Raw genomic sequence first — 25599 nt, 5'->3', positions numbered from 1 at the left:
TCTCAATCCATTAAAAGTGATTATGACCGGTCTCCTCGCGTTCGTCCCCATTCTCCTCGCCGTCGCGCTCCTCGCCTTCCGCGCGCCGACGTGGGTCTCCGCGGTGGCCGGACTCGCCGGTGCCGGCCTCTGTGCGGTCCTCGCCTTCCCCACTCCCCTCCCCGTCATCACCCAGGCCGCCGGCGACTACTTCCCCCTCATCGCCGAGGTGGTGCTCATCCTCCTCTTCGGGATGATGCTCGCCGGGATCCTCGAGGCCACGGGCGCGATGCGGACGATCTCCGCGAGTGTCGAGTCGATGGTGCCCAGCCGGTCCCTCGGCGTCGCCCTCGTCGTCTTCGGCCTCGTCCCCTTCGCCGAATCCGTCACGGGCTTCGGCATCGGCGTGACGATCGGTGTGCCGATCCTCCGGCATCTCGGCTGTTCGCTGCGGCATTCGGCGCTCCTCGGGCTCCTCGGTCTCGTCGCGGTCCCGTGGGGTGCGCTCGGACCGGGCACGACGGTGGCGGCGGCGCTCGCCGGCTTCGACGTCGATGCGCTCGGTCTGTCGACGGCCTGGGTGAACGCGATCCCGGTGGCCGTGGTCCTCTGCTCGGTTCTCGTCCTCATGCGTCCCCGCCTCGGCAGCGCACTCGGGATGATCGGTGCCGCCGGTCTGCTGTGGGGCGGAATCCTCCTCGCCAACCGTCTTCTCGGCATGGCGCCGGCCGGCATCATCGGGTCCCTCGTCGTCATCGTCGGCCTCGGCGTGCCCCTGGCGGTCCGCGCCCGCTTCGCCGCAGTCACCGCGGCGCTCGGGCGCGCGGTCCTGCCCTACGGCGTTCTCACCCTCGGCATCCTCGCCGCGCGGGAGCTTCTCGCCGTGTTCCCGTCTCCGCTCATGGAGAGTCTCGCCTCTCCCCCGTTCTGGCTGGCCGTCGCCTGCCTCGTCGCTGCGCTCTCGCGGACCCGCGGGGCGAAGAATGGGCAGAGGGGTGCCGGATCGACGGATAGTCCCAGGGTCGACGAATCGACGGATGAGCGCAGCGACGGTGCGTCATCTCCCCCGCCGCTGCGCCCGGTCATCGTCCGCGCGGTGCGCGCATGGGTGCCGATCGGGGCGGCGACGGCGGCGTTCATGCTCATGGGCTGGGTGATGACGACCTCGGGGATGAGCACGGCGTTCGGGGACCTGCTGCCCACGGGGCTCCTCGTGCTCGCTCCGTGGCTGTCGACGATCGGCGCCGTGCTCACCGGGTCGAACACGGGCAGCAACGCGATGTTCGCGAGCACCCTCGCCGTCGCCGGTGAGGGAACGGCAGCGGGGCCGCTGACCGCCGTCGCCGCAGGCAACGCCGCGGGATCGCTGGCGGCGCTCGCCGCTCCGCCGCGGGTCGCGATGGCCGTCCAGCTCTCCGGCGCCGGGGCCGCCGATGCTCGGGACGGGTCGTGGGTGCTCAGCCGGGCGTTCCTCATCGTCGGCCTCAACACCCTCGCCATCGGCCTCTGGCTCCAGTTCCTCGCGTAAGCGGGGCAACCGCCTCGGCGCCGGCTACCCGGGCCTGCCCGACTGCCACATCACCCCCGCGCCACCCTCAGCCCCACACACCACCCTCAGCCCCACCCACAACCCGAGGCGCCGACAGGCACCCGGAGCTGCGTATCCCCACCGCGGAGCGCCGAAAACTACCCGTGCACGGTGGTCATTATGGCTCAAGGGGCCGGTCGACTCCGCCGCTCGAGGTGCCGGTCGACGTTGAGGTGCCTGTCGGCAGCGAGGGATCGCGTGCGGGCATCGATGACCAGTGCACAGCTCTCCGCCGAGGTGGTCCGCCGGTCCCTCGCCGAGGTGGTCCGGCAGATCGTCGACCTCGCCGGTCCGATGCCCCCGCGGGATCGGCCGCCTCGGCGCTCCGGCACTGAACCGTCAGAGGAGCCCTGACCGATCAGGTGCGGCACTCACCCATCAGGTGCGCCTCGGACCGATCAGAGGCGCAGCTGACCGATCAGAGGCGGATGAGCTCGCGCGGGAACGCGGTGAACGTGTCAGCACCGGAGTCGGTGATGAGGATCGATTCGGAGAGCTCGTAGCCGTAGCCGTTCATCCACATGCCGCAGATGAGGTGGAAGGCCATCCCCGCTTCGAGGATCTGATCGTCCTCGGTGCGGATCGAGATCGTCCGCTCGCCCCAGTCCGGCGGGTAGCCGATGCCGATCGAATAGCCGAGGCGGCTCGGCTTCTCGAGTCCGTGCAGAGCCAGCGACCGATTCCAGGTCCGTGCGAGTTCCGCGGTGGGCACCCCGGGTCGGGCGACATCGAGGACGGCTGCCAGCGCCTCGGCGACGACCCCCTCGAGACGGACGAGCTCCTGCTTCGGACGGCCGACGACCGCTGTCCGGGCGAGCGGGACATGGTAGCGGCGGTGGACTCCGGCGAGCTCGATGCTCACGGACTCATCCGTTGCGAACACTCTGTCGGTCCACGTCAGGTGCGGGGTGTCGGCGCTCTCTCCGGTGGGCATGAGGGGCACGATCGCCGGGTAGTCACCCCAGGCGGCATCGTTGCCGCGGATCTGCGCGGCGGCGATCGCGGCGGCGACCTCGTGCTGGCCCACGCCCTCGGCGATCGACTCGAGGGCCGCGGTCATCGCCGCGGTCGTCACCTCGGCGGCCCGGTGCATGAGCGCGAGTTCGGCCGGGGATTTGATCGCCCGGATCCAGTTGACGAGTTCGAACGAATCGACGAGGCGCCATTCGGGGACCCCGTTGACGAGTGCGCGGAAGGCCCGCGGGGAGAAGAAGTGCGAGTCCATCTCGACGCCGACGGGCGAGGTGGAAGCGCGGGCGACCTCCCACCGCTGGCGCAGGGCGAAGGCGACCCAGTCGAAGGGGTGGATGTGCGGACGCTGCACATAGCGCTCGGGGTAGCCGACGATGTCCTCCGGCGGCAGCCACGAGGTGTGCGTGGCCCCACGGGCGTCCATATCGCGCATGAAGAGCGTGAGCGGACCCGAGGAGGGGACGAAGAGCAGCTGCGGAGTGTAGAACGACCACGCGTTGTAGCCGGTGAGGTAGTAGATGTTCGCCGGATCGGTGACGATGAGCGCCGACAGGCCCTGGTCGCTCATCCGCCCGCGCACCGCTGCGATGCGAGCGAGGTACTCCTCGGGGGCGAACCCGAGATGCTTCGCACCGATCGTGTCGACCTCTCCGGGATAGGGCTGCGGACGCGACCGGACCTCGGCCCCCGCACCTCCCTGCTCGGCGCCCGGACGCATCCCCTGCACATCGGCGCGCCGGTCGGCGCGACCGGAGAACAGCTCACCCTCATTCATGCGCCCAGTCTGGTGATCCGCCTCACACGGTGTCAATGAGGCGCGCGCGGACCGGCACCGAGGCGGCCGGTGCCCGGTCCCGCCGGCACCCGAGCACGAGCCAGCCCGTCACCACGCCCGCCTGCTTCCCGTTCATGACGGATACAGAATGAAAGTTCAAGAAAATCAACTGAATCCGCAAACAGGACTACGCATTCCGACTGAATCGATGGTAGGTTGGTCTGAGACTCACATCACGGAGGTGAAGAATGACCCACTCGCTGCCGAGCGTCAGCAGTCACCGCCTGGGCAACCTCGACGAGAAGTCCAAGGCGATCATCGTCGAACTCCAGCACGACGGACGCAAGTCCTACTCTGCCATCGGCAAGTCCGTCGGACTCTCCGAGGCGGCCGTGCGGCAGCGGGTGTCACGGCTCATCGAATCCGGCGTGATGGAGATCGTGGCCGTGACCGACCCGCTCAGTCTCGGCTTCGCCCGACAGGCCATGGTGGGCGTGAAGGTCCGCGGGGACATCTCGAAGGTCGCCGACAGGCTGCACGGGTATGACGAGATCGACTATCTCGTCGTCACCGCGGGGTCGTTCGACCTCCTTGTGGAGATCGTCTGCGAATCGGACCGACACCTCATCGATTTCGTCAACCGAGAACTCCGGTCGATCGACGCCGTCGTCGACACGGAGCTCTTCATGTACCTCTCACTCGAAAAGCAAAAATACAATTGGGGGACACGATGACAGACAATGTCACCAGAGCCGGCACTCCGTATCAGGAAGCCGTGCGCAACAACGTGTGGATGCACATGGCACCGCACCAGGCCCTGTTCAACGGCGGACAGGCACCGATCATCACCCGCGGCGAAGGCCACCACATCTTCGACGACAAGGGCAAGAAGTACCTCGACGGCCTCGCCGGTCTCTTCACCGTCCAGGTCGGGCACGGTCGTGAGGAGATCGCCAAGGCGATGTACGACCAGACGATGCAGCTGCCCTTCATGCCGCTGTGGTCGTTCGCGCACCCGCAGGCCATCGAGCTCTCCGAGCGTCTCGCGAGCTACGCCCCCGGCGACCTCAACCGCGTGTTCCTCACCTCCGGCGGCGGCGACTCCGTCGAATCGGCGATGAAGCTCGCGAAGAACTACTTCAAGCTCACCGGCAAGCCCGGCAAGCACAAGATCATCTCCCGTGCCACCGCCTACCACGGCACCCCGCACGGCGCGCTGTCGGTGACGTCCCTGCCGGGCCTGCGCGAGCAGTTCGCCCCGCTCGTCCCCGGTGCCCACAAGGTCCCGAACACGAACTTCTACCGTGCGCCCGAGCCGTACGCGCACGATGAGAAGGCCTTCGGCCGCTGGGCGGCCGACCGCATCGCCGAGGCGATCGAGTTCGAAGGCGCCGACTCCGTGGCAGCCGTCTTCCTCGAGCCCGTGCAGAACTCCGGTGGCTGCTTCCCGCCGCCTCCCGGATACTTCGAGCGGGTGCGCGAGATCTGCGACGAGAACGACGTCCTCCTCGTCTCCGACGAGACGATCTGCGCCTACGGCCGCATCGGCGACATGTTCGCGTGCAACGACTTCGGCTACGTCCCCGACATCATCACCTCGGCGAAGGGCATCACCTCCGGGTACGCCCCGCTCGGTGCGATGATCGCCTCGGACCGTCTCTTCGAGCCCTTCGGCCCCGACGGCGACGCGACGTTCTACCACGGCTACACCTTCGGCGGACACCCCGTCGCCTGTGCCGCCGCGATGGCGAACTTCGACGTGTTCGAGAAGGAGAAGCTCAACGACCACGTGCACGAGAACGCCGGTGCGTTCAAGTTCACGCTCGAGAAGCTCAAGGACCTCCCGATCGTCGGCGACGTCCGCGGTGAGGGCTTCTTCTACGGCATCGAACTCGTCAAGGACAAGGACACGAAGGAGTCCTTCACCGAAGAGGAGTCCGAGCGCATCCTCAAGAACTTCGTCTCGGCGAAGATGTACGAGAACGGCCTCTACTGCCGTGCCGACGACCGCGGCGACCCGGTCATCCAGCTCTCGCCCCCGCTGACCGTCGGTCAGAAGGAGTTCGACGAGATGGAATCGATCATCCGCAGCGTCCTCAAGGAAGCGTGGACGATGTTCTGATCGCCCACCTCGGCGCGTGACGCAGCGACAGCGGCCCCGACACCATGACCAGGTGTCGGGGCCGCTGTCGCTGCCGGTGGGGCGGGTGAGATCATCGATCGCCGAGGCGGACGGGCAGGGGCCTGGGACCGTGCCCGTCCGCTGACGCTGAAGTCTCAGTCGCCGTTGGGTCTCAGACGCCGATGGGTCTCAGACGCCGAGGTGCTCAGCGAGGTAGGCCTCGACCTGGTCGAGGCTCACGCGCTCCTGGCTCATGTCGTCGCGTTTGCGGATCGTCACCGCGCCGTCGTCGAGGGAGTCGAAGTCGTACGTGATGCACAGGGGCGTGCCGATCTCGTCCTGGCGACGGTAGCGGCGGCCGATGGCCCCGGCGTCGTCGAAGTCGATGTTCCAGCGCTTGCGCAGCTGTGCGGCGAGCTCCTTGGCCTGCGGGGTGAGCTTCTCGTTGCGGCTCAGCGGCAGCACCGCCGCCTTGACCGGGGCCAGGCGCGGGTCGAGGCGGAGGACGATGCGGGTGTCCGTGCCGCCCTTCGTGTTCGGCGCCTCGTCCTCGGTGTAGGCGTCGACGAGGAACGCCATCATCGACCGGGTGAGACCGAACGCGGGTTCGATGACGTACGGGGTGTAGCGCTCCCCGCTGGCCTGATCGAAGTACTGCAGCTTCGCGCCCGAGGCCTCGGAATGGGTGCCGAGGTCGTAGTCGGTGCGGTTGGCCACGCCCATGAGCTCGCCCCATTCCGACCCCTGGAAGCCGAAGCGGTACTCGATGTCGATCGTGCCCGCCGAGTAGTGGGCGCGCTCGTCCTCGGGGACGTCGAACCGGCGCATGTTCGCCTCGTCGATGCCGAGCCCGATGAACCAGTTCCAGCAGTCCTCGACCCAGGTGGAGAAGAACGAGTCGGCCTCGTCGGGGTGGACGAAGTACTCGAGTTCCATCTGCTCGAACTCGCGGGTGCGGAAGATGAAGTTGCCGGGCGTGATCTCGTTGCGGAAGGACTTGCCGATCTGGCCGATGCCGAACGGCGGCTTCTTCCGGGCAGCGGTGACGACGTTGTTGAAGTTGACGAAGATGCCCTGCGCGGTCTCCGGGCGCAGGTAGTGGAGGCCCGCCTCGGACTCGACGGGACCGAGGTAGGTCTTGACGAGCCCGGAGAACTGCTGCGGCTCGGTCCACTGACCGCGGGTGCCGCAGTCGGGGCAGACGATGTCGGCCATGCCGTTGGCCGGTGCCTTGCCGTGTTTGGCCTCGTAGGCCTCGACGAGGTGGTCCTCCCGGTGCCGGTGGTGGCAGTGGAGGCATTCGACGAGGGGGTCGACGAAGGTCTCGACGTGGCCCGAGGCCTCCCACACGCGCTTGGGCAGGATGATCGAGGAGTCGAGGCCGACGACGTCCTCACGTCCGCGGACGAAGGTCTGCCACCACTGCGACTTGATGTTGTCCTTGAGTTCGACACCGAGCGGACCGTAGTCCCATGACGACCGGGTACCGCCGTAGATCTCTCCGGCTTGGAAGACGAAGCCCCGGCGCTTGGCGAGGGCGATGACGGCATCCAGCTTGGACTGTGCCACGATTGACTCTCCTTGGTCTCCTTGCCGCCGACGGCCGGCTGCCGTGGCGCACGACTCCCCAGCCTATCGGTTCGCGCCCCGCCGCGGACACAGGCCGCTGGCGATGGAACTCACACTTTCTCTGCCCACTGGGGACCGCCTCGGCGCGGGACGGCAAGGTAGACTGGGGGCACACCCAAACCTATCTTCCGTACCGACGGCTGTGCATCGGCACAAGCCCTGGAGAATGACGCGTACGGTTCCGGCCCGGATTGCCAGACATGATCGCACAAGCGGCCGCAGGGTAGATCGCCACTTCAGTCATCTGCGATCAAGTGTGTGCCGCAAGTGAGAGTGAGACCTCATGTCCGAACAGTCCGCCGAATCCACCCCGACCTTCTCCGAACTCGGCCTCCACCCGGAGGTGCTGCGCGCCGTCGATGCGCTCGGCTACGAGTCCCCCTCCCCCATCCAGGCCGCGACCATCCCCGCCCTCGTCGACGGCCGCGACGTCATCGGCCTCGCCCAGACCGGAACGGGCAAGACCGCGGCGTTCGCGCTGCCGGTCCTCTCCCACCTCGCCGAGGCGGGGCGCGCCGAGGACGGCCCGTTCGCCCTCGTGCTCACCCCCACCCGTGAGCTCGCGCTCCAGGTCGCCGAGGCGTTCACCTCGTATGCGACGAACCTCGACGACTTCTCCGTGCTCCCGATCTACGGCGGGCAGTCCTACGGCCCCCAGCTGGCCGGGCTCAAGCGCGGTGCGCAGGTCGTCGTCGGCACGCCCGGGCGCGTCATCGACCACCTCAAGCGGGGTTCCCTCAAGCTCCAGAACCTCCAGCACCTCGTGCTCGACGAGGCCGATGAGATGCTCAAGATGGGCTTCGCCGAGGACATCGAGGAGATCTTCAACGCCACCGGCGACTCCCGCCAGGTCGCCCTCTTCTCCGCGACGATGCCGACCTCGATCCACCGCCTCACCGGCAAGTACCTCAACGATCCCGAAGAAGTCAGGGTCGCGGCGAAGTCGCAGACCGGGTCGAACATCCGCCAGCGCTACCTCATGGTCCAGCACTCCCACAAGCTCGACGCCCTCACCCGGATCCTCGAGGTCGAGGAGTACGACGGCATCATCATGTTCGTGCGCACGAAGCAGGCCACCGAGGAGCTCGCGGAGAAGCTGCGGGCCCGCGGGTTCAAGGCCTCGGCGATCAACGGCGACATCCCGCAACAGGCGCGTGAGCGCACCGTCGAGATGCTGCGCGAGGGCAAGATCGACATCCTCGTCGCCACCGACGTCGCCGCGCGCGGTCTCGACGTCGAGCGCATCTCGCTCGTCGTCAACTACGACATCCCGCACGACACGGAGTCCTACGTCCACCGCATCGGCCGCACCGGTCGTGCCGGCCGCTCCGGCGAGGCGATCCTCTTCATCACCCCGCGTGAGCAGCGTCTGCTCGGTTCGATCGAGCGCGCGACGAAGCAGAAGGTCGAACCGCTGACGCTGCCAAGCGTCGAGGAGCTGACGAACACGCGCGTCGAGAAGTTCACCAAGCGCATCGACGACGCCCTGGCGACGACCGAGCTCAGCGAGCTCGCGACCGTCATCGAGCAGTACGAGCTCAGCCGCAACGTGCCGGCCACGGACATCGCGGCCGCGCTGGCCGCGCTCCTCCTCGAGTCGAACTCGCTCAAGGCCGAGCCGATGCCCGAGCCCACCCGCGGCAAGCAGGGCCGTGACCGCGATCGCGACGGCAAGCCGGCCGGGAGCGCGGGGCGCGCAGCCGCGAGGGCATGGTCACCTACCGTCTCGCAGTCGGGCGCAACGAGCGCGTGCAGCCGGGGTCGATCGTCGGTGCGATCGCGAACGAGGGCGGCATCACCTCGAAGCAGATCGGCCACATCGACATCCGGTCGAACCACACGCTCGTCGACCTGCCGCAGGATCTCGATCCGGGCGTGCTCAAGAAGCTCGCGCACACCGAGATCCAGGGTCGGCCGATCGACATCCGTCCCGATTCGGGTCGTCCGGGCCGCCCGTTCAAGAAGCGCAACTTCGACAAGCAGCCCGGCGACAACCGCAACTTCCGCGGCGACCGTCGTGGCGGCGGCAAGAAGTTCGGCGGGCGTGACCGCGATCGTTCGCGCGACCGCTACTGAGATTCGACCTCGAAGGGCCCGCAGCAACTGTGCTGCGGGCCCTTCGGGCATTCTGGAGGCGATTGCCTCGTCGACCGTCCGTTCGACATTCCGGCCCGACCGCCGTCCGTCCGACGCTCCGGCCCGAACGCCGTCCTCGCACTATCGGTTGCAGCACAGGTGAGTTTCGGGGGCTCAGTTCGTGAACAGGGCCCTCGACACCAGGGTGAGCCCGAACGGCCGGCCGGCAGCGAGCACCGGCCCGAGTCGACTCCCAGCACCGTCCCGACCGGGTTTGCGCCAGTCTGATCCGAGATGGCCAATGCAGGAACTGGCCATCTCGGCTCGAACTGGCGCAAAACGCAGAACCGCTGGTCTATGACGCGCCGGGTGCCTCGTAGCACCTCGGCCCGAACGCCGTCCGCGCACTATTGGTTGCGGCTCAGGTGAGTTTCGAGGGCTCAGCTCGTAAACAGAGCCGTGGAAACCAGGGTGAGCCCGAAACGTCGGCCGGCAGCGAGCACCTGCCCGAGTCGACTGTTCGAGTCCCCACAACGCCCTCCAAGCAGGATACGCCCCGCCCTCAGGCTCCCGCGGCCCCTCCTGGGCGGTCGATGGCGCCGCCGAAGCGCCGGTCGCGTCGTGCGTACTCCTCGATCGCCGTCCACAGGGTGCGCCGGTCGACATCAGGCCAGAGCACGTCCTGGAACACCATCTCGGCGTAGGCGGACTGCCAGAGGAGGAAGTTCGAGGTCCGCTGCTCCCCCGACGACCGGACGAAGAGGTCGACGTCGGGCACCTGCGGCGCGTAGAGCCGGGCGCGCAGGGTCTTCTCGCTCACCTTGCCGGGCTTGAGCCGGCCGGCGGCCACCTCGGCGGTGATCTCGTTGACGGCGTCGACGATCTCCGAGCGTCCGCCGTAATTCACGCAGAACTGGAGGGTCAGGCCCGTGTTGTGCTTCGTCATCTCGGCGGCGGTCTCGAGTTCGTCGATGACCGAGCGCCACAGACGCCCCCGCCGCCCCGACCACACGATGCGCACGCCCAGGGCGTTGAGCTCGTCCCGGCGCCGGCGGATGACATCGCGGTTGAAGCCCATGAGGAAGCGCACCTCCTCGGGTGAGCGCTTCCAGTTCTCCGTCGAGAACGCGTACGCCGACAGGTAGTCGACGCCGATCTCGATGGCGCCGTGGATGACGTCGAGGAGGGACGCCTCGCCGGCCTTGTGTCCCTCGGTCCGCGGCAGTCCGCGCTCGTTGGCCCAACGGCCGTTGCCGTCCATGACGACGGCGACGTGGCGGGGAACGAACTTCTCGTCGAGGCGCGGCGGCGTCGCCCCGCTCGGATGGGCGGGTGGGGCGGGATAGCTCACGTGCGCTCCAGGACTCTCAAGGATCGGATGTTGCGTTCGAGGTGCCACGACACCCAGTCGGAGACGAGCTTCGACCCGTCCATCTGGTCGTGGAGGTCTGAGGCCTCGGCGTGCGCCCAGTCCCCGGTGAGGAGGGCCGCGAGGTGGTCGAGGGCGTCGGTGTCGGGCAGCGCGGCACCGCTGGGCCGGCAGCCCGAGCAGACGGCCCCGCCGAGGGCCGCGGAGAACGCCCGGTGCGGTCCGGGCGCCCCGCACTGGGCGCAGTCGGCGAGGCTCGGGGCCCACCCGGCCACCGACATCGCCCGCAGCAGGTAGGCGTCGAGGGCCAGGCGCGGCGGGTGCTCGCCCTTGCACAGGGAGCGGATCGCTGCGACGAGGAGGAGGAACTGCGCCCGGGAGACGGGTTCGGCTTCCGTGATCCTGCTCGCCGTCTCCGCCATCACCGAGGCGGCCGAATAGGCATCGTAGTCCGCGCCGATGCCGCGGGCGAAGGGTTCGATGAGCTCGACCTGGGTGACGATGTCGAGGTTGCGCCCGACGTGGCATTGGACGTCGATGAGCATGAACGGCTCGAGGCGGGAGCCGAACCGGGACTTCGTGCGCCGCACCCCCTTGGCCACCGCGCGGACGAGTCCGTGGCTGCGGGTGAGCACGGTGACGATGCGGTCGGCTTCACCGAGCTTGTGGCCCGAGAGGACGATGCCCTCATCACGATAGTTGTGCACCGCACCATTATCGCAGAGCGCACCGTCAACCGCGCCGAGGCGGCCCGTGTCGCCCGCACTCCCGTGCCCGAGGCGGCCCGTGTCGCCCGTACTCCCGTGCCCGAGGCGGCCCGGCCGAATGCGAGGGGCACAGCCCACCACGCCCCACCGACCGGCCTGACCAGCCGGTCGACTGACGGTCAGTCGACCGGCTGACGGTCAGCAGATCGGCGAGAGGGTCAGCGGTCGGACTCGGCGTCGCGCGCGGCGCGGTTGACCGCGGAGATGACGGCCTTGAGCGAGGCCTTTGTGATGTTCGGGTGGAGACCTGCGCCCCAGCGCACCCGGTCCTCGATGGCGAGTTCGACGTAGGCGGCGGCCATCGTGTCCGCGCCCGAGCCGATCGCGTGCTCCGTGTAGTCCTGGAGACGCATGTCGATGTCGAAGTTGTCGTTGAGGACGCGGACGAGGGCGTCGATCGGGCCCTTGCCGCGGCCTTCGTAGGTCCGCTCCTGACCGTCCACGATGAGGTCGACCTCGATGCGCTCGGAGGCGCTCGTGTCGTCGACGGCGCCGGATTCGGTGCGCAGGCCCACGATCTGGAAGCGACCCCACGTGGCGTCGGGGTCGTCGCTCGGCAGGTACTCGTGGTTGAAGATGCGGCGGATCTCCTCGGCGGTGACCTCACCGCCGGCCTCAGTGTGCTGCTGGACGGCCTTGGAGAACTCCACCTGCATGCGGCGCGGCAGATCGAGACCGTACTCGCTCTTGAGCAGGTACGTCACTCCGCCCTTTCCCGACTGCGAGTTGACGCGGATGATCGCCTCGTACGAGCGTCCCAGGTCCTTCGGGTCGACGGGCAGGTAGGGCATGTCCCATTCCATGAGGTCGACGGGCACGCCGTCGGCCTTGGCGTTGCGCTCCCGGTCGGCGAAGGCCTTGTTGATCGCATCCTGATGCGACCCGGAAAACGAGGTGAACACGAGGTCACCGCCGTAGGGGTGACGCTCGTGGACGCCGATCTGGTTGCACTCGGTGACGGTGTGGATGACCTCGTCGATGTCGGAGAAGTCGAGTTCGGGGTCGACGCCCTGGGTGTAGAGGTTGAGGGCGACGGTGACGAGGTCGAGATTGCCGGTGCGCTCACCGTTGCCGAAGAGGCAGCCCTCGATCCGGTCGGCCCCGGCCATGATGCCGAGTTCGGCGGCCGCGACGCCGGTGCCGCGGTCGTTGTGCGGGTGGAGGGAGACGGCCACCTCGTCGCGGTAGGGCATGTTGCGGCAGAACCATTCGATCTGGTCCGCGTACGTGTTCGGGGTGCCGCGCTCGACGGTGGCGGGGAGGTTGACGACGGTTTCGCGACCCGCGCCGGGCTGCCACATGTCGAGGACGCTGCCGACGATGTCGAGGGCGAACTCCGGTTCGGTGTCGACGAAGATCTCCGGCGAGTACTGGTACCCGAAGTCCGAGCCGGACAGCAGCGTCTCGGCGTGCTTCATCACCGCCTGCGTGCCCTGCAGGGCGATGTCGCGGGTCTGGTCGAAGCCGTCGCCGTCGAACCCGAAGACGACCTTGCGGAAGACGGGGGCTGTCGCGTTGTAGAGGTGGACGGTCGGCATCTTCGCCCCGACGAGGGACTCGACGGTCCGCTCGATGAGATCCTCACGGGCCTGCGTGAGCACGGAGATGCGCACGTCGTCGGGGATCGCGTCGTCCTCGATGATCGAGCGCACGAAGTCGAAGTCGACCTGGCTGGCGGCGGGGAAGCCCACCTCGATCTCCTTGAAGCCGAGCTTGACGAGGAGATCGAACATCCGCCGCTTGCGGTCGGGGGTCATCGGGTCGATGAGCGCCTGGTTGCCGTCGCGCAGGTCGGTGCTCAGCCAGCGCGGGGCCTTCCGGATGACCTGGTCAGGCCAGGTGCGATCGTGCATGTCGAGCACGATCCGATCCTGGAACGACTTGTACTTCGTGAATGGCATGGGGGTCGGCTGCTGCAGGTTCATCATTCCTCATCATCTGTCGTCGGGGTTTACAGCATGAGAGCCTCCGCGACGAGGGCGCTGTCCGAATCAGGACTCGTCGCGGCACGGAAGGAGGAGGAACCTGTGAGCCACGCCTCCACCGTAGACCGTGATGAGCCGCAGGCGGACACGTTGTCCACATCTCAAGACAGGGACCCGGCGGTCGCAGACAGCGGAGACCACCCCGCGCAGGCGGTGGTCTCAATCGCCGAGGCGGTGCGCTCAATCGCCGAGGAAGTCGACCGAGGCCCGTCGCATCGTGAAGCCGACACCGGTGTCGTCGGCGGTGCACGTCATGCCGTCCTCGGCCGAGGTGCACGTCATCCCCGATGCGGAGATCGACTCACCGTAGCCGAGCACGCGCGCCGGGCCCGAGCTCGCCGGGGCCTCCCGGCACGAGAAGCCCGCGCCCTCGCCGTTGGCGACGACGACGGAGCCCCAGTTGTCCATCTGACAGTCCTCGGGCCTCTCCGGGGGCGTGTAGTCGAACGAGGCGATGACGCACCGCGCCCGGTCGGCGTCGATCGTGCATTCGATGTTGCCCGACGGCGACGCGAACGTCTCCACGGCCGCCGGCGGGCTCGAGGTCTCCGACCCCTGGCTCTCCGTCGGCGCGGGCGTGGGCTGGAGGGAGGGTGATTCCGGCGCCGAGGCGGTCTCCTCCGTGCTCTGCATCGAATCCCAGACGATGTAGCCGACGATCCCGATCGCGAGCACGAGGGCGATCGACGCGAGCACCCACAGCCAGGCGGGGACCTTCGCCGTCTCCGGTTCGCGCCGGTACGGTCCGCCCGGCCCGCCCGCGGAACCGGGCCCGCCGGGTCCTCCCGGTCCGGTCGGCCCGCCGGCCCCGCCGGTCCACCGGGTCCCGGGTATCCGCCGTTCTGGTATCCCGCGGCGTACGCGGCTCCGGCCGGTGCCGGAGTCCCCCCGCGCGGAGTCCCACCGCGCGGTTGCCCCTGCTGGCTCACCTGCGGGGAGAACTGGCCGGGCGCCGCGGCGCCGAAGCCCTCAGCAGGTCGCGTTACGCCTTCGGAACCGCCGTAGTGCGGGGTGCCCTGCGGGTTCCACTGGCGGGGTGCCGCCGCTGCCTCGGCTTCGGCGAGGTCCGAGGAGTTGACCTTCCGGGGTGCCGCTGCGGGCTCATCGACCTCCGGGTCACCGCCTTCGGCGGCCGCGATGGCGCGGAGCTCCTCGAGACTGAGGACCTCGGTCGCCGCGGCGCCGTCGGCGGAGACCATCGACTTCAACCGGTCGATCTCCTCGGCGCTGAGCGCCTGCGTCGAGCCGTCGGCCTGCGGCGACTTGTCCTGGCCGATGAAGAGCTGCGTGGTGATCGAATCCGGAGTCTCCTCGGCCGGTTTCCGGCGCCCGGGGCGCGGAGGATGATTCGGCACGGGTGGAATACTCATGAGCGCCATTTTCTCACAGCCCCCGGCCTCCCCCTTTTCAGGTTCGTGAGAGGATGACCTCATGTTCAGTCGTCGCACCCGCGCAGGCGCGGGCCTCGTCGGACTCGCCGTCACCGTCTCCCTGGCGTCGTGCGGCCGCAGACGACTCCCCCGACCGCGCGATCGCGGCACCCGCTCAACAGGGTCCGACCGGTGACTTCGCCGTTCCGGTCCAGCACGACCCCGGGACCGCCTCGGCGACGAGATCCGGGGAACGGGAAGGGGAGGCATCCGGACAGGACCCGGCTCCGGCGCTGCCGGGACTCGGACCGGAGACCTCGGCCCAGATCCCGGCCGAAACGACTCAGGCGCTCGTCGTCGCCAGCCCGTACGCGGACTCCGAGTCCGGGGAGCTGCGCGTCTACCGGCGCACCGGCGACGAATGGGAGAAGGTGAAGACCTTCGCCACGCACAACGGGTCGGCGGGATGGCTGGCCGACCGCCGCGAAGGGGACAAGACGAGCCCGATCGGCGTCTTCACCCTCAGCGATGCCGGCGGCTATGCCGAGAATCCCGGCACCAAGCTGCCGTACACGCGGGACAAGGGCCTCTCCGCCTCGGCGAGCGTCGCGTACGGACCCGAGTACGAACGGGTCTTCGACTACGTCATCGCCATCGACTACAACCGCACGCCCGGCACTCCCCCGACCGATCGCACGCGTCCGCTGGGCAAGGACCGGGGCGGCGGGATCTGGCTCCATCTCGACCATGATTCGGGGACGAACGGCTGCGTCACCCTGAAGAAGGACGATCTCGTGTGGCTGCTGGAGAACCTCGACCCGGAGGCGCATCCGCGGATCGCGATGGGTCCGGCCGCAGAACTGGCGAAATAGGAGGCGAGCGCATGCGAGAGGTCATCATCTCCCTCGTGCAGTCGATCAACGGCGCATATGCCCAGGACGGGTGGTCGACGGGGGTGTCGACGCCCACGGACTTCACCTACTTCGTCGGCCTGCGGAGGCGGGCCGGGGCGATCCTCATCGATCGCCGCACGGCGCTCAACCCGCAGCTGCCGATGATCAACGCGCCCGGCAAGGTGCTCGAGCACACCCCCGTCTACGTGCTCACGGAATCCGACGCTGAGGTCCTGTCCCAGCAGCTCGCGGAGCGCGGCCTCGACTACCGTGCCGTCCACTTCACCCCCGACACCCTGCCCGAGGTGATCGCGGGACTCGAGACGACCGGCGACATGCTCCTCTGCGAATCCGGCCCCAACCTCGCCTACCGTCTCCTCGACCACGGCCCGGGCGTCGAACTGCATCTGAGCATCTCCCCGCGCTACCTCAAGGATGCCGGCACGCACTTCTCCGCCCTCGACGCCGACATCCCGCTGCGAGTCCGCGGCGTCGAACAGCGCGACGACCAGGTCATCATCCGCTACGTGCGCGCGTGACCTCGGCGTCGTCCATGGAGTGACCCCGCCGAGGCGGTCGGTCGTCCCGTCCGCGCCGACGCAGTCGACACACGCCACCGGGCGCGCGATCACCGCCCCGGTGAGAGGAAGGTGACGATCTCCTCGCCACCCGACGAATCCGCGCTTGCCGACGAGCCCTCTCCTCCCGGCGAACCCGTGCGCCCGGACTCATCGGAGGCGATCCCGCCACGCTCGAGGATCGCTGCCGCGGCGGCGCTCACCTCGGCGATGTCGATCGTCTCCACTCCCCCGGTGAGGTCGTTGCGGTCATCACCGGAGACGGGGGCGAGGATCGTCAGCTCCCGGAACCGGACGTCGGCGGTCTCGGCATCGGCGACGCGGATGAGCATCGACTGGGCGGCGCCGAAGACGCTGATCGCCCCCGATCCGCTCAGGGCCTCGATGCTCGCGACCCCGTTGAGGGCGAGATGCGTCCCCACGCCCAGGTCGGCCGAGATCTTCGCAGCGGTGAAGTGTCCGCGCAGGTGAGAGGCATAATCCTCGTCGAACGCGGCCAGCCCGCGGGCGAGCACCGGGTCACCGACGGACCAGCCGCCGATCGCCGCGATCACGGCGTCCGCCTCAGCGCCGAGGTCGGCCAGCCCCGCCTTGACGGTCTCGGGATGATCGACCCAGTCCGGGCACACGAGCGGGGTGTAGGCGACGGGACCGTCGGGCAGCGAGCGGACGACGCCGATGATCTCGTGCGCGGCGCCGAGGTGGGCGGACAGATGCGTGCCGACCCAACCGGAGGCACCGAAGAGGAGGATGCGCATCGGCCCAGTCTATGACCCCGGCGCACCGAGACGACTGCGCGGACACGACCGCCCAGACACGACTGTCCAGCGACGATCGCGCAGGCCGCGCCGAATCGGAGACCCGACCGCGCCCCGCTCAGTTCGAGTAGAAGACGCGCACGCCCTCGCTCGCGGTGAACGTCATGTACCCGCCTTCGAAGTTCTGGCGGGTCTTGCCGCCGGAGGAGAACTCGCCGGTCGTCGGCAGTCCGAGCCGGCTGCGCTCCCACCCGAGTTCCTTCCACTTGCTCAGCATCCCGTAGCTGAGCGGCTGGCCCTTCGTCGCCGCCGAGTACGTGATGATGCCGTGCTCGAACCCCTGGTAGACGGCATCGGAGCGGTACGTGAACGTCACCTCGTCGGTCGTGGGGAATCCGAGCAGCCCCTTCTCGTACTTCAGCGCCGCGTACGCGGAGCGGATGCCGCCCTTGTTGAGGTGGGCGCCGGTCGACTTCGACCAGTAGACGACGCCCTTCTGGAAGAACTGGTACGCCCCGTCGGGGTTCGACAGGGACCGCTCGGGGCCCGTGGGCTCACCGGTGGCGGCCTTGTTGGCGCGGTAGTACGACCCGATCGCCCCGCCGACGGAGTAGCCGAGGTCGTCCTGGAGCGCCGCGGCATTCGTTCTCATCGCCCCGAGCCGGGAGTAGAACGCCCCGCCCGGACAGTCCGTGTAGCTCGTGTCCCGATGCCCGGAGACGGTCTTGAGCGTGACCTTCTGCCCTGCCGGGTACTTGGCCGTCCCGCCTCCGCCGGAGGTCAGGGTCATCGATCCGGTCGGGGAGAATCCGTACGTGTTCGCCTTCCACGCGATGACGCGCTCGACGGCCTTCTGCGCGGCCGAGCTCGGCGCCGATCCCGTGTACGTGCCGAGCACGCTCACCCCGATCGTCGAGGAGTTGAACCCGGACGCGTGCGCTCCGGTGATCGCCTTGTCGATGCTGCCGGCCCGGCCTTCGTAGATGTTGCCGAACCGGTCGACGAGGAAGTTGTAGCCGATGTCGCACCAGCCCCGCGACTGCGTGTGGTAGGCGAGATAGCCGCGGATGATGCCCGGCGCCTCGGCCTCGGAGTACGAGTTCGACCCGGCGGTGTGGTGGACGAAGACGCCCTTCGCGCTCGACGTCTGATCCGACTGGCAGCGCACGAGGCTCTCATCCGCACCCCATTCGGCGCGGGTGATGATGTTGGCCTTGAGCCCCTCGTTGTACTTCTGCGGGGACAGGCCCGACGGCGATCCCGGATCGGGTCGCTTCGCCAGCGATTCGTCGGCGTCGGTGACCGGGGTCGCGGCGGTCGTGATCGTCAGATCCGTCGTCGCCGCACCGGCGGCGGAGGCGCGGACCTCGACCGCGGTCGAGTCGAGGACGGGAACGGCCTCGGACTCCCCGGCCGCGTCGGTGGACTGTGCGGCCTCCGGCGAGGACTCATCGGGGCCCGGGTCATCTGCGGCCGGCAGGTCCTCCCAGCCGGTCCAGGCTCCGTTCGTCTCCGAACGGAACTCGAGTCCGGGGTCCTCACCGTTCCAGCGGGCGCCGAGGATCGTCACCTCGGCGGGGTCGAGGGCGATCCGTTCGACGTCGCTGACGGCAGCGGAGTACGTGTCGACGGCCGTTCCCCCGCCTGCCGTGGAGCCGGTGGAGGAGTCCGGGGAGGATGCATCCGGCGCCGAGGCGGGCGCCGAGGACGGCGCGGATGTGGGGTCGGGAGATGGCGCGGAGTCGTCCTCGCCGCCCGCCGGAGCACTGCTCGGCGGCGCACTGCTCGACGGCGCGGAGCCGAGTCCGGGATCGGGGGCGTCGGCGGCGAGCGCCGGCACGCCGATCGACGCGGCGATGAGGGTGGTGGTCACGGCGGTCACGGTCAGGGAGAGAGCTCTCATGGGCATCCTGCTTCCTCGCTCGGTCACGGCTGCGACGATACCTCAGCTGAGAGTGACTTGTGAACCCTCTCACACCGAATCCGCGCAGGTTCGCCGCCCGAAATGACCGCGCGGTAGGCTTCTGTGGTCCCCTCCCGCCCGATCCGTGAGAGTCCTCCATGCCCCAGCCCAGCGACCCTCAGCGCAGTCGTGAGCTCACGCGGCTCGAAGCGCTCCTCGACACCGTCGCCAATCGCTGGCTCATCCGTGTCCCGCGGGCTGCGCGAGTTCCTCGCCTTCGGGATCAAGCAGGCCTGGGCGTGTCTCTTCGGGGCGCTCATGCTGACCGCCATCATCCTCACCTCGTGGTGGTATCCCGCCGATGCGCCGGTCGCCCGCAACGACGTCCTCGTCATCATCGCCGTGCTCATCCAGATCGGGATGCTCGCCTTCCGGCTCGAGACCGGTCGCGAGTTCCTCGTCATCGTCCTCTTCCACATCTTCGGCACGGTCATGGAGCTCTTCAAGACCGCGGTGGGCTCGTGGAACTACGCCCCCGGCGGCGTCCTCCACATCGGCGCGGTGCCGCTGTTCACGGGGTTCATGTACGCGGCCGTCGGCTCCTACATCGTCCGCGTGTACCGGCTCTTCGACCTCCGGTTCAGCCACTACCCGCCGAGGTGGATCACCGCTCTCATCGCCGTGGCCATCTACGTCAACTTCTTCGCCCACCACTTCGTCATCGACATCCGCCTGTTCCTCGTCGCGGCCACCGTCATCGTCTACTTCCGCTGCGTCATGCACTTCCGCGTCCACACCCGCACCCTGCGCATGCCGATCCTCCTCGCCTTCGTCCTCGTCGCGTTCTTCATCTGGATCGCGGAGAACATCGGCACCGCGGCCGGCGCGTGGCTCTACCCCTCGCAGGCCGAGGGCTGGGAGCTCGTGCCCGTGACGAAGCTCGTCGCGTGGTTCCTCCTCATGATGATCTCCGTCGTCCTCGTCACGTTCGTCTACCCGCCCCGGCCCCCGGAGACGACGGCGCACCGCGGTTCCGCCGACCGCCCCTCCTGATCAGCGCCGCCGGCCCGGTGAGCACCTATACTCGGGACCAACGACGTCGAAGGGGACTTCATGGCTGCCGCGGAACCGGACGCGCCGAGCGCACTCGAATCGGCCATGCGCCCGCCGTCGGGCACCTATCTTCACCTGAGCAGGAGAATCGTCCTCCGCGTCCTCGCCGGTCTCGTCGTCCTCGCCCTCCTCGCCGTCCTCCTCGGCATCGTCGTCGTCCGCCGTTCCTTTCCCACGACCGACGGTGAGATCAGCCTGCCGGGTCTCGACGCGCAGGTCACCGTGACCCGCGACGCAGCGGCATCCCGACGATCGAGGCCTCGACCTCCCACGACCTCTTCCTCGCCCAGGGATTCGTCCACGCCCAGGACCGGTTCTGGGAGATGGACTTCCGTCGCAAGGTCACGGCGGGGCGGCTCTCGGAGTACTTCGGTCCCTCGCAGTACGGCACGGATGCCTTCATCCGCACGCTCGGCTGGCGCAAGGTCGCCGAGGAGGAGGTCGCCCAGCTCGATGCGACGACGCTCGGCTATTACGAGGCCTACGCCGAGGGGGTCAACGCCTACCTCAAGGATCGCTCCCCCACCGAGGTCTCCCTCGAATACGGGATCCTCGGTCTCCAGGCCGGACCGATCGAGATCGAGGAGTGGACCCCGGCCGACAGCGTCGCCTGGCTCAAGGCGATGGCGTGGGACCTGCGGTCGAACCTCGAGGACGAGATCGACCGGGCGATCACCAGCGCGGCGCTCACCGAGGAGCAGATGGCCGACATCTACCCTGACTACCCGTACGACGAGCGACCGACGATCATCGACGGCCCGCCCGGTGACGCCCCGGCGGCCCCCGCCGACGATCCCCCCGACGGCCAGTCCGCAACCGGCGGGACCACAGACTCCGGCGACGACCCAGCCACCACCTCGGCGGGACGATCCGGGGACCCGACCACCACCTCGGCGGGACGATCCGGGGACCCGACCACCACCTCGGCGGGGAGATCCGACGACCCGGCCACCACCTCGGCGGGAAACGACAGCGCCCCGAAGGCCGGCGGGTCCCTCACCCCTGACAGCGGGCCCAACGCCGGCCCCGCGTCCAACGGCCCCGCGTCCAACGGCACCCTGCCGGAGGACCTCGGCGAACTCGATGCCCGCCTGCGGGAGATCCCGGGCCTGCTGGGGATGAACAGCCGCGACATCGGATCGAACTCGTGGGTGGTCTCCGGTGCGCTCACGGACACGGGTGCGCCCCTGCTCGCCAACGATCCGCACCTGTCCCCGGCGATGCCCTCGGTCTGGTACCAGGTCGGGCTGAGGTGCTCCCAGGTCACGCCCGCGTGCCCGTTCGACGTCTCGGGATTCTCGTTCTCGGGTCTGCCCGGGGTCGTCATCGGGCACAATCAGTCGATCGCGTGGGGCATGACGAATCTCGGCCCCGATGTCACGGACCTCGTCGTCGAGAAGATCGACGACGCCGACGCGATCTACGACGATGAGAGGGAGCGCGTCGTCACGCGACAGGAGACGATCCGGATCGCGAAGGAGGAGCCGCGGACGATGACGATCTGGGAGACGAAGCACGGCCCGATCGTCTCCGGCCTCGACGACACTTATCGCACGGTCCTCGACTCGACGACCGGAGCGGAGTCCCCGTCGGCCGACAGCGGGTTGGCCGGTGCCCGCTACCAGCTCGCCCTCGAATGGACGGCGCTCACCCCCGGCCGCACCGCCTCGGCGATCTTCGCGCTCAACAAGGCGACGAACTGGGAGGAGTTCCGGGCCGCCGCCGAACTCTTCGACGTGCCCTCCCAGAACCTCGTCTACGCCGACGTCGAAGGCAACATCGGTTACCAGGCGCCGGGGAAGATCCCCCGCCGCGGCACCGCCGACGGCATGCTCCCCCGCCAGGGGTGGGACTCGGACCAGGACTGGCAGGGCTGGATCGGCTTCGACGAGCTGCCCTCGGCCCTCAACCCCGAGCGCGGGTGGATCGTCACCGCGAACAACCCCGTCACCCGACCGGGCGAATCCGTGCGCCTCGGCGACGACTACGACGACGGGGACCGGGCGACCCGGATCACCGATCTCCTCACCGAGGCGATCGCGGCGGGCCCGGTGAGCGCCGACGACTTCGCGGCGATCCAGGGCGATGATCGCAATCCCCTCGCCGACACGCTCGTGCCCCGGCTGCTCGCGCTCGAGGCGAACGGCGACCCCGACATCGAAGCCGCCCAGGAGATGCTGCGGACCTGGGACGGCCGGGATTCCGCAGACAGCGCGGGGGCCGCGTACTTCAACGTCGTCGTCTCGACGATCCTCGCCGAGGTGTTCGCCCCAAAGCTGCCGGCGGAGGTCCGTCCCTCCGGGGGCAGCCGCTGGTATCTCGTCATCGACGATCTGCTCGCCGAACCGGAGTCGCCGTGGTGGACGGACGCCGACGTCACCGGCCGGGACGAAGCGCTCACCCGGGCGCTCGGGTCGGCGTGGACCCGGACCGCCGACCTCCTCGGGCCCGAACCGGTGACCTGGCGATGGGGCACCCTGCACGAGCTGACGATCAAGAACGCCAGCCTCGGCGAATCGGGGATCACCGCGGTGGAGAAGCTCTTCAACCGCGGGCCCTTCGAGGTCTCCGGCGGCTCGGGCGTCGTCAACGCCACCGGGTGGGACGCCGCGGTCGGCTTCGAGACGGACTGGGTGCCGTCGATGCGGCAGATCATCGACGTCGGGGACTTCGACCGCTCGCGGTGGATCAATCTCACCGGGGCCTCGGGTCATGCCTTCAACCCGAACTACGCCGATCAGACGGAGGACTGGGCGGCGAATCGGACCCGGCGGTGGGCGTACTCACCGGCGGCGGTGGCCGCAGCCGCGGAGGACACGCTCGTCCTCACGCCGTGACGGGTGCCGGTGAGGTGCCCCCAGTCGTGGCCCTCAGTCGTGCGGGAGGACCTTCGTCTCGAGGAAGTTCGCGACATCGTCCTCCCAGCGGACGGGGTCGACGTTCCATTCCTTCGTGTGCCGGGCCTTGACGTACGGGGGCATCGTCACGAGGTCGCGCCGGACGGAGGCGAGGGCGTGCGAGGGTGAGGACGGAACGAACTCGTCGTCGTCGGAGTGGATGAGGAGGACGGGCACATCGAGTTCCGCGGCCCGGGTCACCCAGTCCATCCGCCCGAGGTCGAGCGGAGTCTCGAGGCCGGTGATCGGGCGCGCCCACGGCTGAGTGATCATCTCGAGCGTGAGCTTCGCGACCGGGGTCGGGAGCATGTTCTTCTTCGCCTGGCCGTCGAGGACGTTGATCCAGTCGACGACGGGACCGTCGAGGACGAGGGCGGCGATGTGCTCGCGGTTGCGTCCGCGCGAGGCCGCCTGGAAGGCGATCGCCCCGCCCATCGACCAGCCGAAGAGGACGACGTTGCGGGCGCCGTGGGCGAGCGCGAAGTCGATCGCGGCGTCGACGTCGATCCATTCGGTGTCGCCGAGGCCGTAGCGCGAGGAGGACTCGATGCGCACCTCGGCGTCGTTGCGGTAGGACATCGCGATCGCCGGCACGCCGAGCGTGTTGAGCACGGGGGCCGCCCGCAGGCCCTCGGCGCGCGTGCTTGCGCGCCCGTGGATGAGGATCGCCCACGTGTCGCGGGGTTCGGGATGGTCGGTGGGAAGGTGCCAGGCCGGCAGCGTCCCGGCGTCGGATTCGAGGTCGATGTCCTCGAACTTCACCCCCGCCGCGAGCGGGTCCGGGTAGACGACGCCCGTCCAGCGGCCGTGCCGGGCGCGGCGGATGTCGCCCTTGGTCACGCTGACGACCTCACGGGAGACGGTGCGCGAGCGCGGATCGTATTCGACGATGTCGCCGATCACCGCGTGCCCGGCCCCCTGGTTGAAGTAGAGGCCGTAGAGGCCCGGCACCGTCGTCTCCTCGTCGGCCGGGAGGTGGATGCGCATGTTCGGGGAGAAGCCGTCGATGTGGAGGATGTCGAGCTCTTCGGGGGCGTTCTCGGGAACGACGATGCGACGGGCGAAGTACGCGGCGAGTCCCGAGGAAGCCACTGAGATCACAGCGCCGATGCCGGCGCCGACGCCGACTGCGGCCAGCAGCAGGCGCGTGGGGAACTGAGAGTCGCGTGCCATGGTGTCATTCTCTCCCACGGAATGAGATCTCTCCAAACGCTGTTGACCTCATGGAAGAGTCGTGGGCGCCGCAGCGTCGGGCCCGGACCGTCCCGGTGGTGGGACAATGGACACCACCGCACCGAGCAATGAGACCGGAGGTCACCATGAGCCACACTCCCACCCCCGCCGCTGACGGCACCGAGGAGGTCCGCTGGCAGGACGTGCTCACCCCCGAGGAGTTCGCCGTCCTCCGTCAGGGTGCCACGGAGCGTCCGTTCACCGGCGAGTACAACGACACGACGACGGTGGGCATGTACCAGTGTCGGGCGTGCGGGGCCGACCTGTTCCCCTCGGACACGAAGTTCGCCTCGCACTGCGGGTGGCCCTCGTTCTACGCTCCGCTCGCCGAGGATCGGGTCCGCTACATCAGGGACACCTCGATGGGCATGGAGCGCGTCGAGGTCCGCTGCGCGAACTGCGACTCCCACTTGGGCCACGTGTTCTCCGGTGAGGGCTACGACACCCCCACCGATCAGCGCTACTGCATCAACTCGATCTCGCTGCGGCTCAACGAGGACGCGCAGGACGCGTAAGTGAGCGGGCTCGTCATCAAGCCGTTCGCGGAGCTGACGACGGCCGAGCTCTACGGCATCCTCCAGCTGCGCTCCCAGGTCTTCGTCGTCGAGCAGGACTGCGTGTTCCTCGACCTCGACGGGGTCGACACCCTGCCGGGCACGCTCCATGCGTTCCATCCCGGCGACGGCGGGACGGTCCCCGACTCCCACGGCGCCGAGGCGGGGGTGAGCCTGATGCCGCGCGCGTACGCCCGCATCCTCCCGGAGGGATTCGCCGACGGGCCGGCCGCGGTGCCGGGGGCGCGCAGCATCGGCCGGGTCGTCACGGATCCGGCCGCCCGCGGTCAGGGGTGGGGCAGGCGGCTCATCGCCGAGGTGGTCGCCGAGTTCGCGCATCTGCCGCTCACGCTCAACGCCCAGTCCCATCTCGAGGGGTTCTACACCGAGTTCGGCTTCGCCCCGAACGGTCCCCGCTTCGACGAGGACGGCATCGAGCACACGCCGATGTCGCGGCCTCAGACCCCGGCTCACTGACGGTTCGTCGCCCTGGGGCCCTGGACCGCCCGGGCCGGAAGTCTACGAGGCCGCTGAGGAATCCCTCGCGTTCGAGGCGTCGACGGCGGCGATGATCCGGGTCATCGTCGCATGGAGATCGCGCACCCCCGCCTCGTCGATGTCGAGCTTGGCCATCATCTGGCCGGGAATCGCCTCGGCGGCCCGGCGCAGATCGGCACCGGTCGGGGTGAGCGTGACCTCGACGACGCGCTCGTCGCTGGCGCTGCGCGCACGCGTGACGTAGTCGAGGGCCTCGAGTCGCTTGACGAGCGGTGAGACCGTCGCCGGTTCGAGGCGGAGCAGCTCGGCGATGCGGCGGACCGGCAAGCTGCCGTGCTGCCAGAGGGCGAGCATGACGAGGTACTGCGGGTGGGTGAGGCGCAGCGGCTCGAGCACCGACCGATACGCGGAGATCACCCCGCGCGAGGCGACGGCGAGTGCGAAGCAGATCTGGCTCTCGAGAGCCAGCGGATCGTCCAGGTCCATGAGTGTCCTCCCACAATTAGTTAGCGCACTAATCTTCAGTGTACTATTGAGTTA

General features: G+C 68.9%; 21 protein-coding genes and 1 pseudogene. 12 read left to right on the top strand and 10 right to left on the bottom strand.

Annotated features, from left to right (window positions below; genetic code table 11):
* The first annotated feature begins 22 nt into the window (after positions 1-22).
* Positions 23-1507 (top strand): L-lactate permease, encoded by a 1485-nt coding sequence (locus tag AC2W7K_RS13715; RefSeq protein WP_198498947.1) that lies wholly within the window; start codon positions 23-25, stop codon positions 1505-1507.
* A 270-nt stretch (positions 1508-1777) separates the two neighbouring features.
* Positions 1778-1921 carry a hypothetical protein gene (locus tag AC2W7K_RS13710; RefSeq protein ID WP_198498948.1) on the top strand — a complete coding sequence of 48 codons (144 nt, stop codon included), beginning with the start codon at positions 1778-1780 and terminating at the stop codon, positions 1919-1921.
* 64 nt (positions 1922-1985) lie between these two features.
* On the opposite strand, the gene AC2W7K_RS13705 is transcribed toward AC2W7K_RS13710, so the two are convergent.
* Positions 1986-3314, bottom strand: a complete 1329-nt coding sequence (locus tag AC2W7K_RS13705) for a M24 family metallopeptidase (protein WP_198498949.1) — start codon at positions 3312-3314, stop codon at positions 1986-1988.
* A gap of 248 nt (positions 3315-3562) precedes the next feature.
* Between AC2W7K_RS13705 and AC2W7K_RS13700 the strand changes: the two genes are divergently transcribed.
* Positions 3563-4048: an Lrp/AsnC family transcriptional regulator gene (locus tag AC2W7K_RS13700; RefSeq protein WP_137827067.1), complete on the top strand. Its 486-nt coding sequence runs from the start codon at positions 3563-3565 to the stop codon at positions 4046-4048.
* Positions 4045-5436: an aspartate aminotransferase family protein gene (locus AC2W7K_RS13695; protein WP_198498950.1), complete on the top strand. Its 1392-nt coding sequence runs from the start codon at positions 4045-4047 to the stop codon at positions 5434-5436. Before AC2W7K_RS13700 ends, AC2W7K_RS13695 begins: the two co-directional genes overlap by 4 nt.
* A 189-nt stretch (positions 5437-5625) precedes the next feature.
* Here the strand turns inward: AC2W7K_RS13695 and AC2W7K_RS13690 are convergent, their stop codons facing one another.
* Positions 5626-7008, bottom strand: a complete 1383-nt coding sequence (locus AC2W7K_RS13690) for a glycine--tRNA ligase (protein ID WP_198500985.1) — start codon at positions 7006-7008, stop codon at positions 5626-5628.
* A gap of 340 nt (positions 7009-7348) precedes the next feature.
* Here AC2W7K_RS13690 and AC2W7K_RS13685 point away from each other — a divergent pair.
* A pseudogene (locus AC2W7K_RS13685) lies at positions 7349-9141 on the top strand (DEAD/DEAH box helicase).
* A 562-nt stretch (positions 9142-9703) separates the two neighbouring features.
* Here AC2W7K_RS13685 and AC2W7K_RS13680 read toward each other — a convergent pair.
* Together AC2W7K_RS13680 and recO are read right to left on the bottom strand one after the other, a co-directional pair.
* Complete coding sequence (locus tag AC2W7K_RS13680; protein WP_198498952.1) at positions 9704-10492, bottom strand: isoprenyl transferase; 789 nt, start codon at positions 10490-10492, stop codon at positions 9704-9706.
* Positions 10489-11217 (bottom strand): DNA repair protein RecO, encoded by a 729-nt coding sequence (recO, locus tag AC2W7K_RS13675; RefSeq protein WP_198498953.1) that lies wholly within the window; start codon positions 11215-11217, stop codon positions 10489-10491. The genes AC2W7K_RS13680 and recO overlap by 4 nt, the downstream gene beginning before the upstream one ends.
* On the opposite strand from recO, the gene AC2W7K_RS13670 reads away from it, so the two are divergent.
* Complete coding sequence (locus AC2W7K_RS13670) at positions 11212-11412, top strand: hypothetical protein (RefSeq protein WP_198498954.1); 201 nt, start codon at positions 11212-11214, stop codon at positions 11410-11412. The two genes, recO and AC2W7K_RS13670, sit on opposite strands and share 6 nt — an antisense overlap.
* A gap of 23 nt (positions 11413-11435) precedes the next feature.
* On the opposite strand, the gene leuA is transcribed toward AC2W7K_RS13670, so the two are convergent.
* Positions 11436-13205, bottom strand: a complete 1770-nt coding sequence (gene leuA, locus AC2W7K_RS13665; protein WP_198498955.1) for a 2-isopropylmalate synthase — start codon at positions 13203-13205, stop codon at positions 11436-11438.
* Positions 13206-13442: 237 nt separating this feature from the next.
* Complete coding sequence (locus AC2W7K_RS13660; RefSeq protein WP_486006286.1) at positions 13443-13958, bottom strand: DUF6636 domain-containing protein; 516 nt, start codon at positions 13956-13958, stop codon at positions 13443-13445.
* Between the two features lie 727 nt (positions 13959-14685).
* Here AC2W7K_RS13660 and AC2W7K_RS13655 point away from each other — a divergent pair.
* Positions 14686-15504, top strand: coding sequence for a L,D-transpeptidase family protein (locus AC2W7K_RS13655; protein WP_486006285.1), 819 nt, complete (start codon positions 14686-14688; stop codon positions 15502-15504).
* An 11-nt stretch (positions 15505-15515) separates the two neighbouring features.
* Positions 15516-16064 carry a dihydrofolate reductase family protein gene (locus AC2W7K_RS13650; RefSeq protein ID WP_198498958.1) on the top strand — a complete coding sequence of 183 codons (549 nt, stop codon included), beginning with the start codon at positions 15516-15518 and terminating at the stop codon, positions 16062-16064.
* Between the two features lie 89 nt (positions 16065-16153).
* On the opposite strand, the gene AC2W7K_RS13645 is transcribed toward AC2W7K_RS13650, so the two are convergent.
* Both AC2W7K_RS13645 and AC2W7K_RS13640 read right to left on the bottom strand, forming a co-directional pair.
* On the bottom strand, positions 16154-16861 hold the full coding sequence (locus AC2W7K_RS13645) for an NAD-dependent epimerase/dehydratase family protein (protein ID WP_198498959.1): 708 nt from the start codon (positions 16859-16861) through the stop codon (positions 16154-16156).
* Between the two features lie 118 nt (positions 16862-16979).
* Entirely contained in the window at positions 16980-18764 is a 1785-nt protein-coding gene (locus tag AC2W7K_RS13640; RefSeq protein ID WP_198498960.1) for an N-acetylmuramoyl-L-alanine amidase, read from the bottom strand.
* 246 nt (positions 18765-19010) lie between these two features.
* Here AC2W7K_RS13640 and AC2W7K_RS13635 point away from each other — a divergent pair, with 246 nt between their 5' ends.
* Together AC2W7K_RS13635 and AC2W7K_RS13630 are read left to right on the top strand one after the other, a co-directional pair.
* Positions 19011-19817: a DUF817 domain-containing protein gene (locus tag AC2W7K_RS13635; RefSeq protein WP_486006284.1), complete on the top strand. Its 807-nt coding sequence runs from the start codon at positions 19011-19013 to the stop codon at positions 19815-19817.
* Between the two features lie 302 nt (positions 19818-20119).
* Positions 20120-22714, top strand: coding sequence for a penicillin acylase family protein (locus tag AC2W7K_RS13630; protein WP_486006291.1), 2595 nt, complete (start codon positions 20120-20122; stop codon positions 22712-22714).
* Between the two features lie 33 nt (positions 22715-22747).
* Here the strand turns inward: AC2W7K_RS13630 and AC2W7K_RS13625 are convergent, their stop codons facing one another.
* Complete coding sequence (locus AC2W7K_RS13625; RefSeq protein ID WP_198498963.1) at positions 22748-23947, bottom strand: alpha/beta hydrolase family protein; 1200 nt, start codon at positions 23945-23947, stop codon at positions 22748-22750.
* Positions 23948-24093: 146 nt separating this feature from the next.
* On the opposite strand from AC2W7K_RS13625, the gene msrB reads away from it, so the two are divergent.
* Together msrB and AC2W7K_RS13615 are read left to right on the top strand one after the other, a co-directional pair.
* Complete coding sequence (gene msrB / locus AC2W7K_RS13620) at positions 24094-24522, top strand: peptide-methionine (R)-S-oxide reductase MsrB (RefSeq protein WP_198498964.1); 429 nt, start codon at positions 24094-24096, stop codon at positions 24520-24522.
* Positions 24523-25038, top strand: a complete 516-nt coding sequence (locus AC2W7K_RS13615) for a GNAT family N-acetyltransferase (RefSeq protein WP_198498965.1) — start codon at positions 24523-24525, stop codon at positions 25036-25038.
* Positions 25039-25080: 42 nt separating this feature from the next.
* On the opposite strand, the gene AC2W7K_RS13610 is transcribed toward AC2W7K_RS13615, so the two are convergent.
* Complete coding sequence (locus AC2W7K_RS13610) at positions 25081-25545, bottom strand: MarR family winged helix-turn-helix transcriptional regulator (protein WP_198498966.1); 465 nt, start codon at positions 25543-25545, stop codon at positions 25081-25083.
* Positions 25546-25599: the final 54 nt, after the last annotated feature.

It is taken from the genome of Brevibacterium sp. LAARM2_SD2 (genome assembly GCF_057364785.1).
Note: the sequence above shows the minus strand (reverse complement) of the source record. Positions and strands in the feature narration are given on the sequence as shown.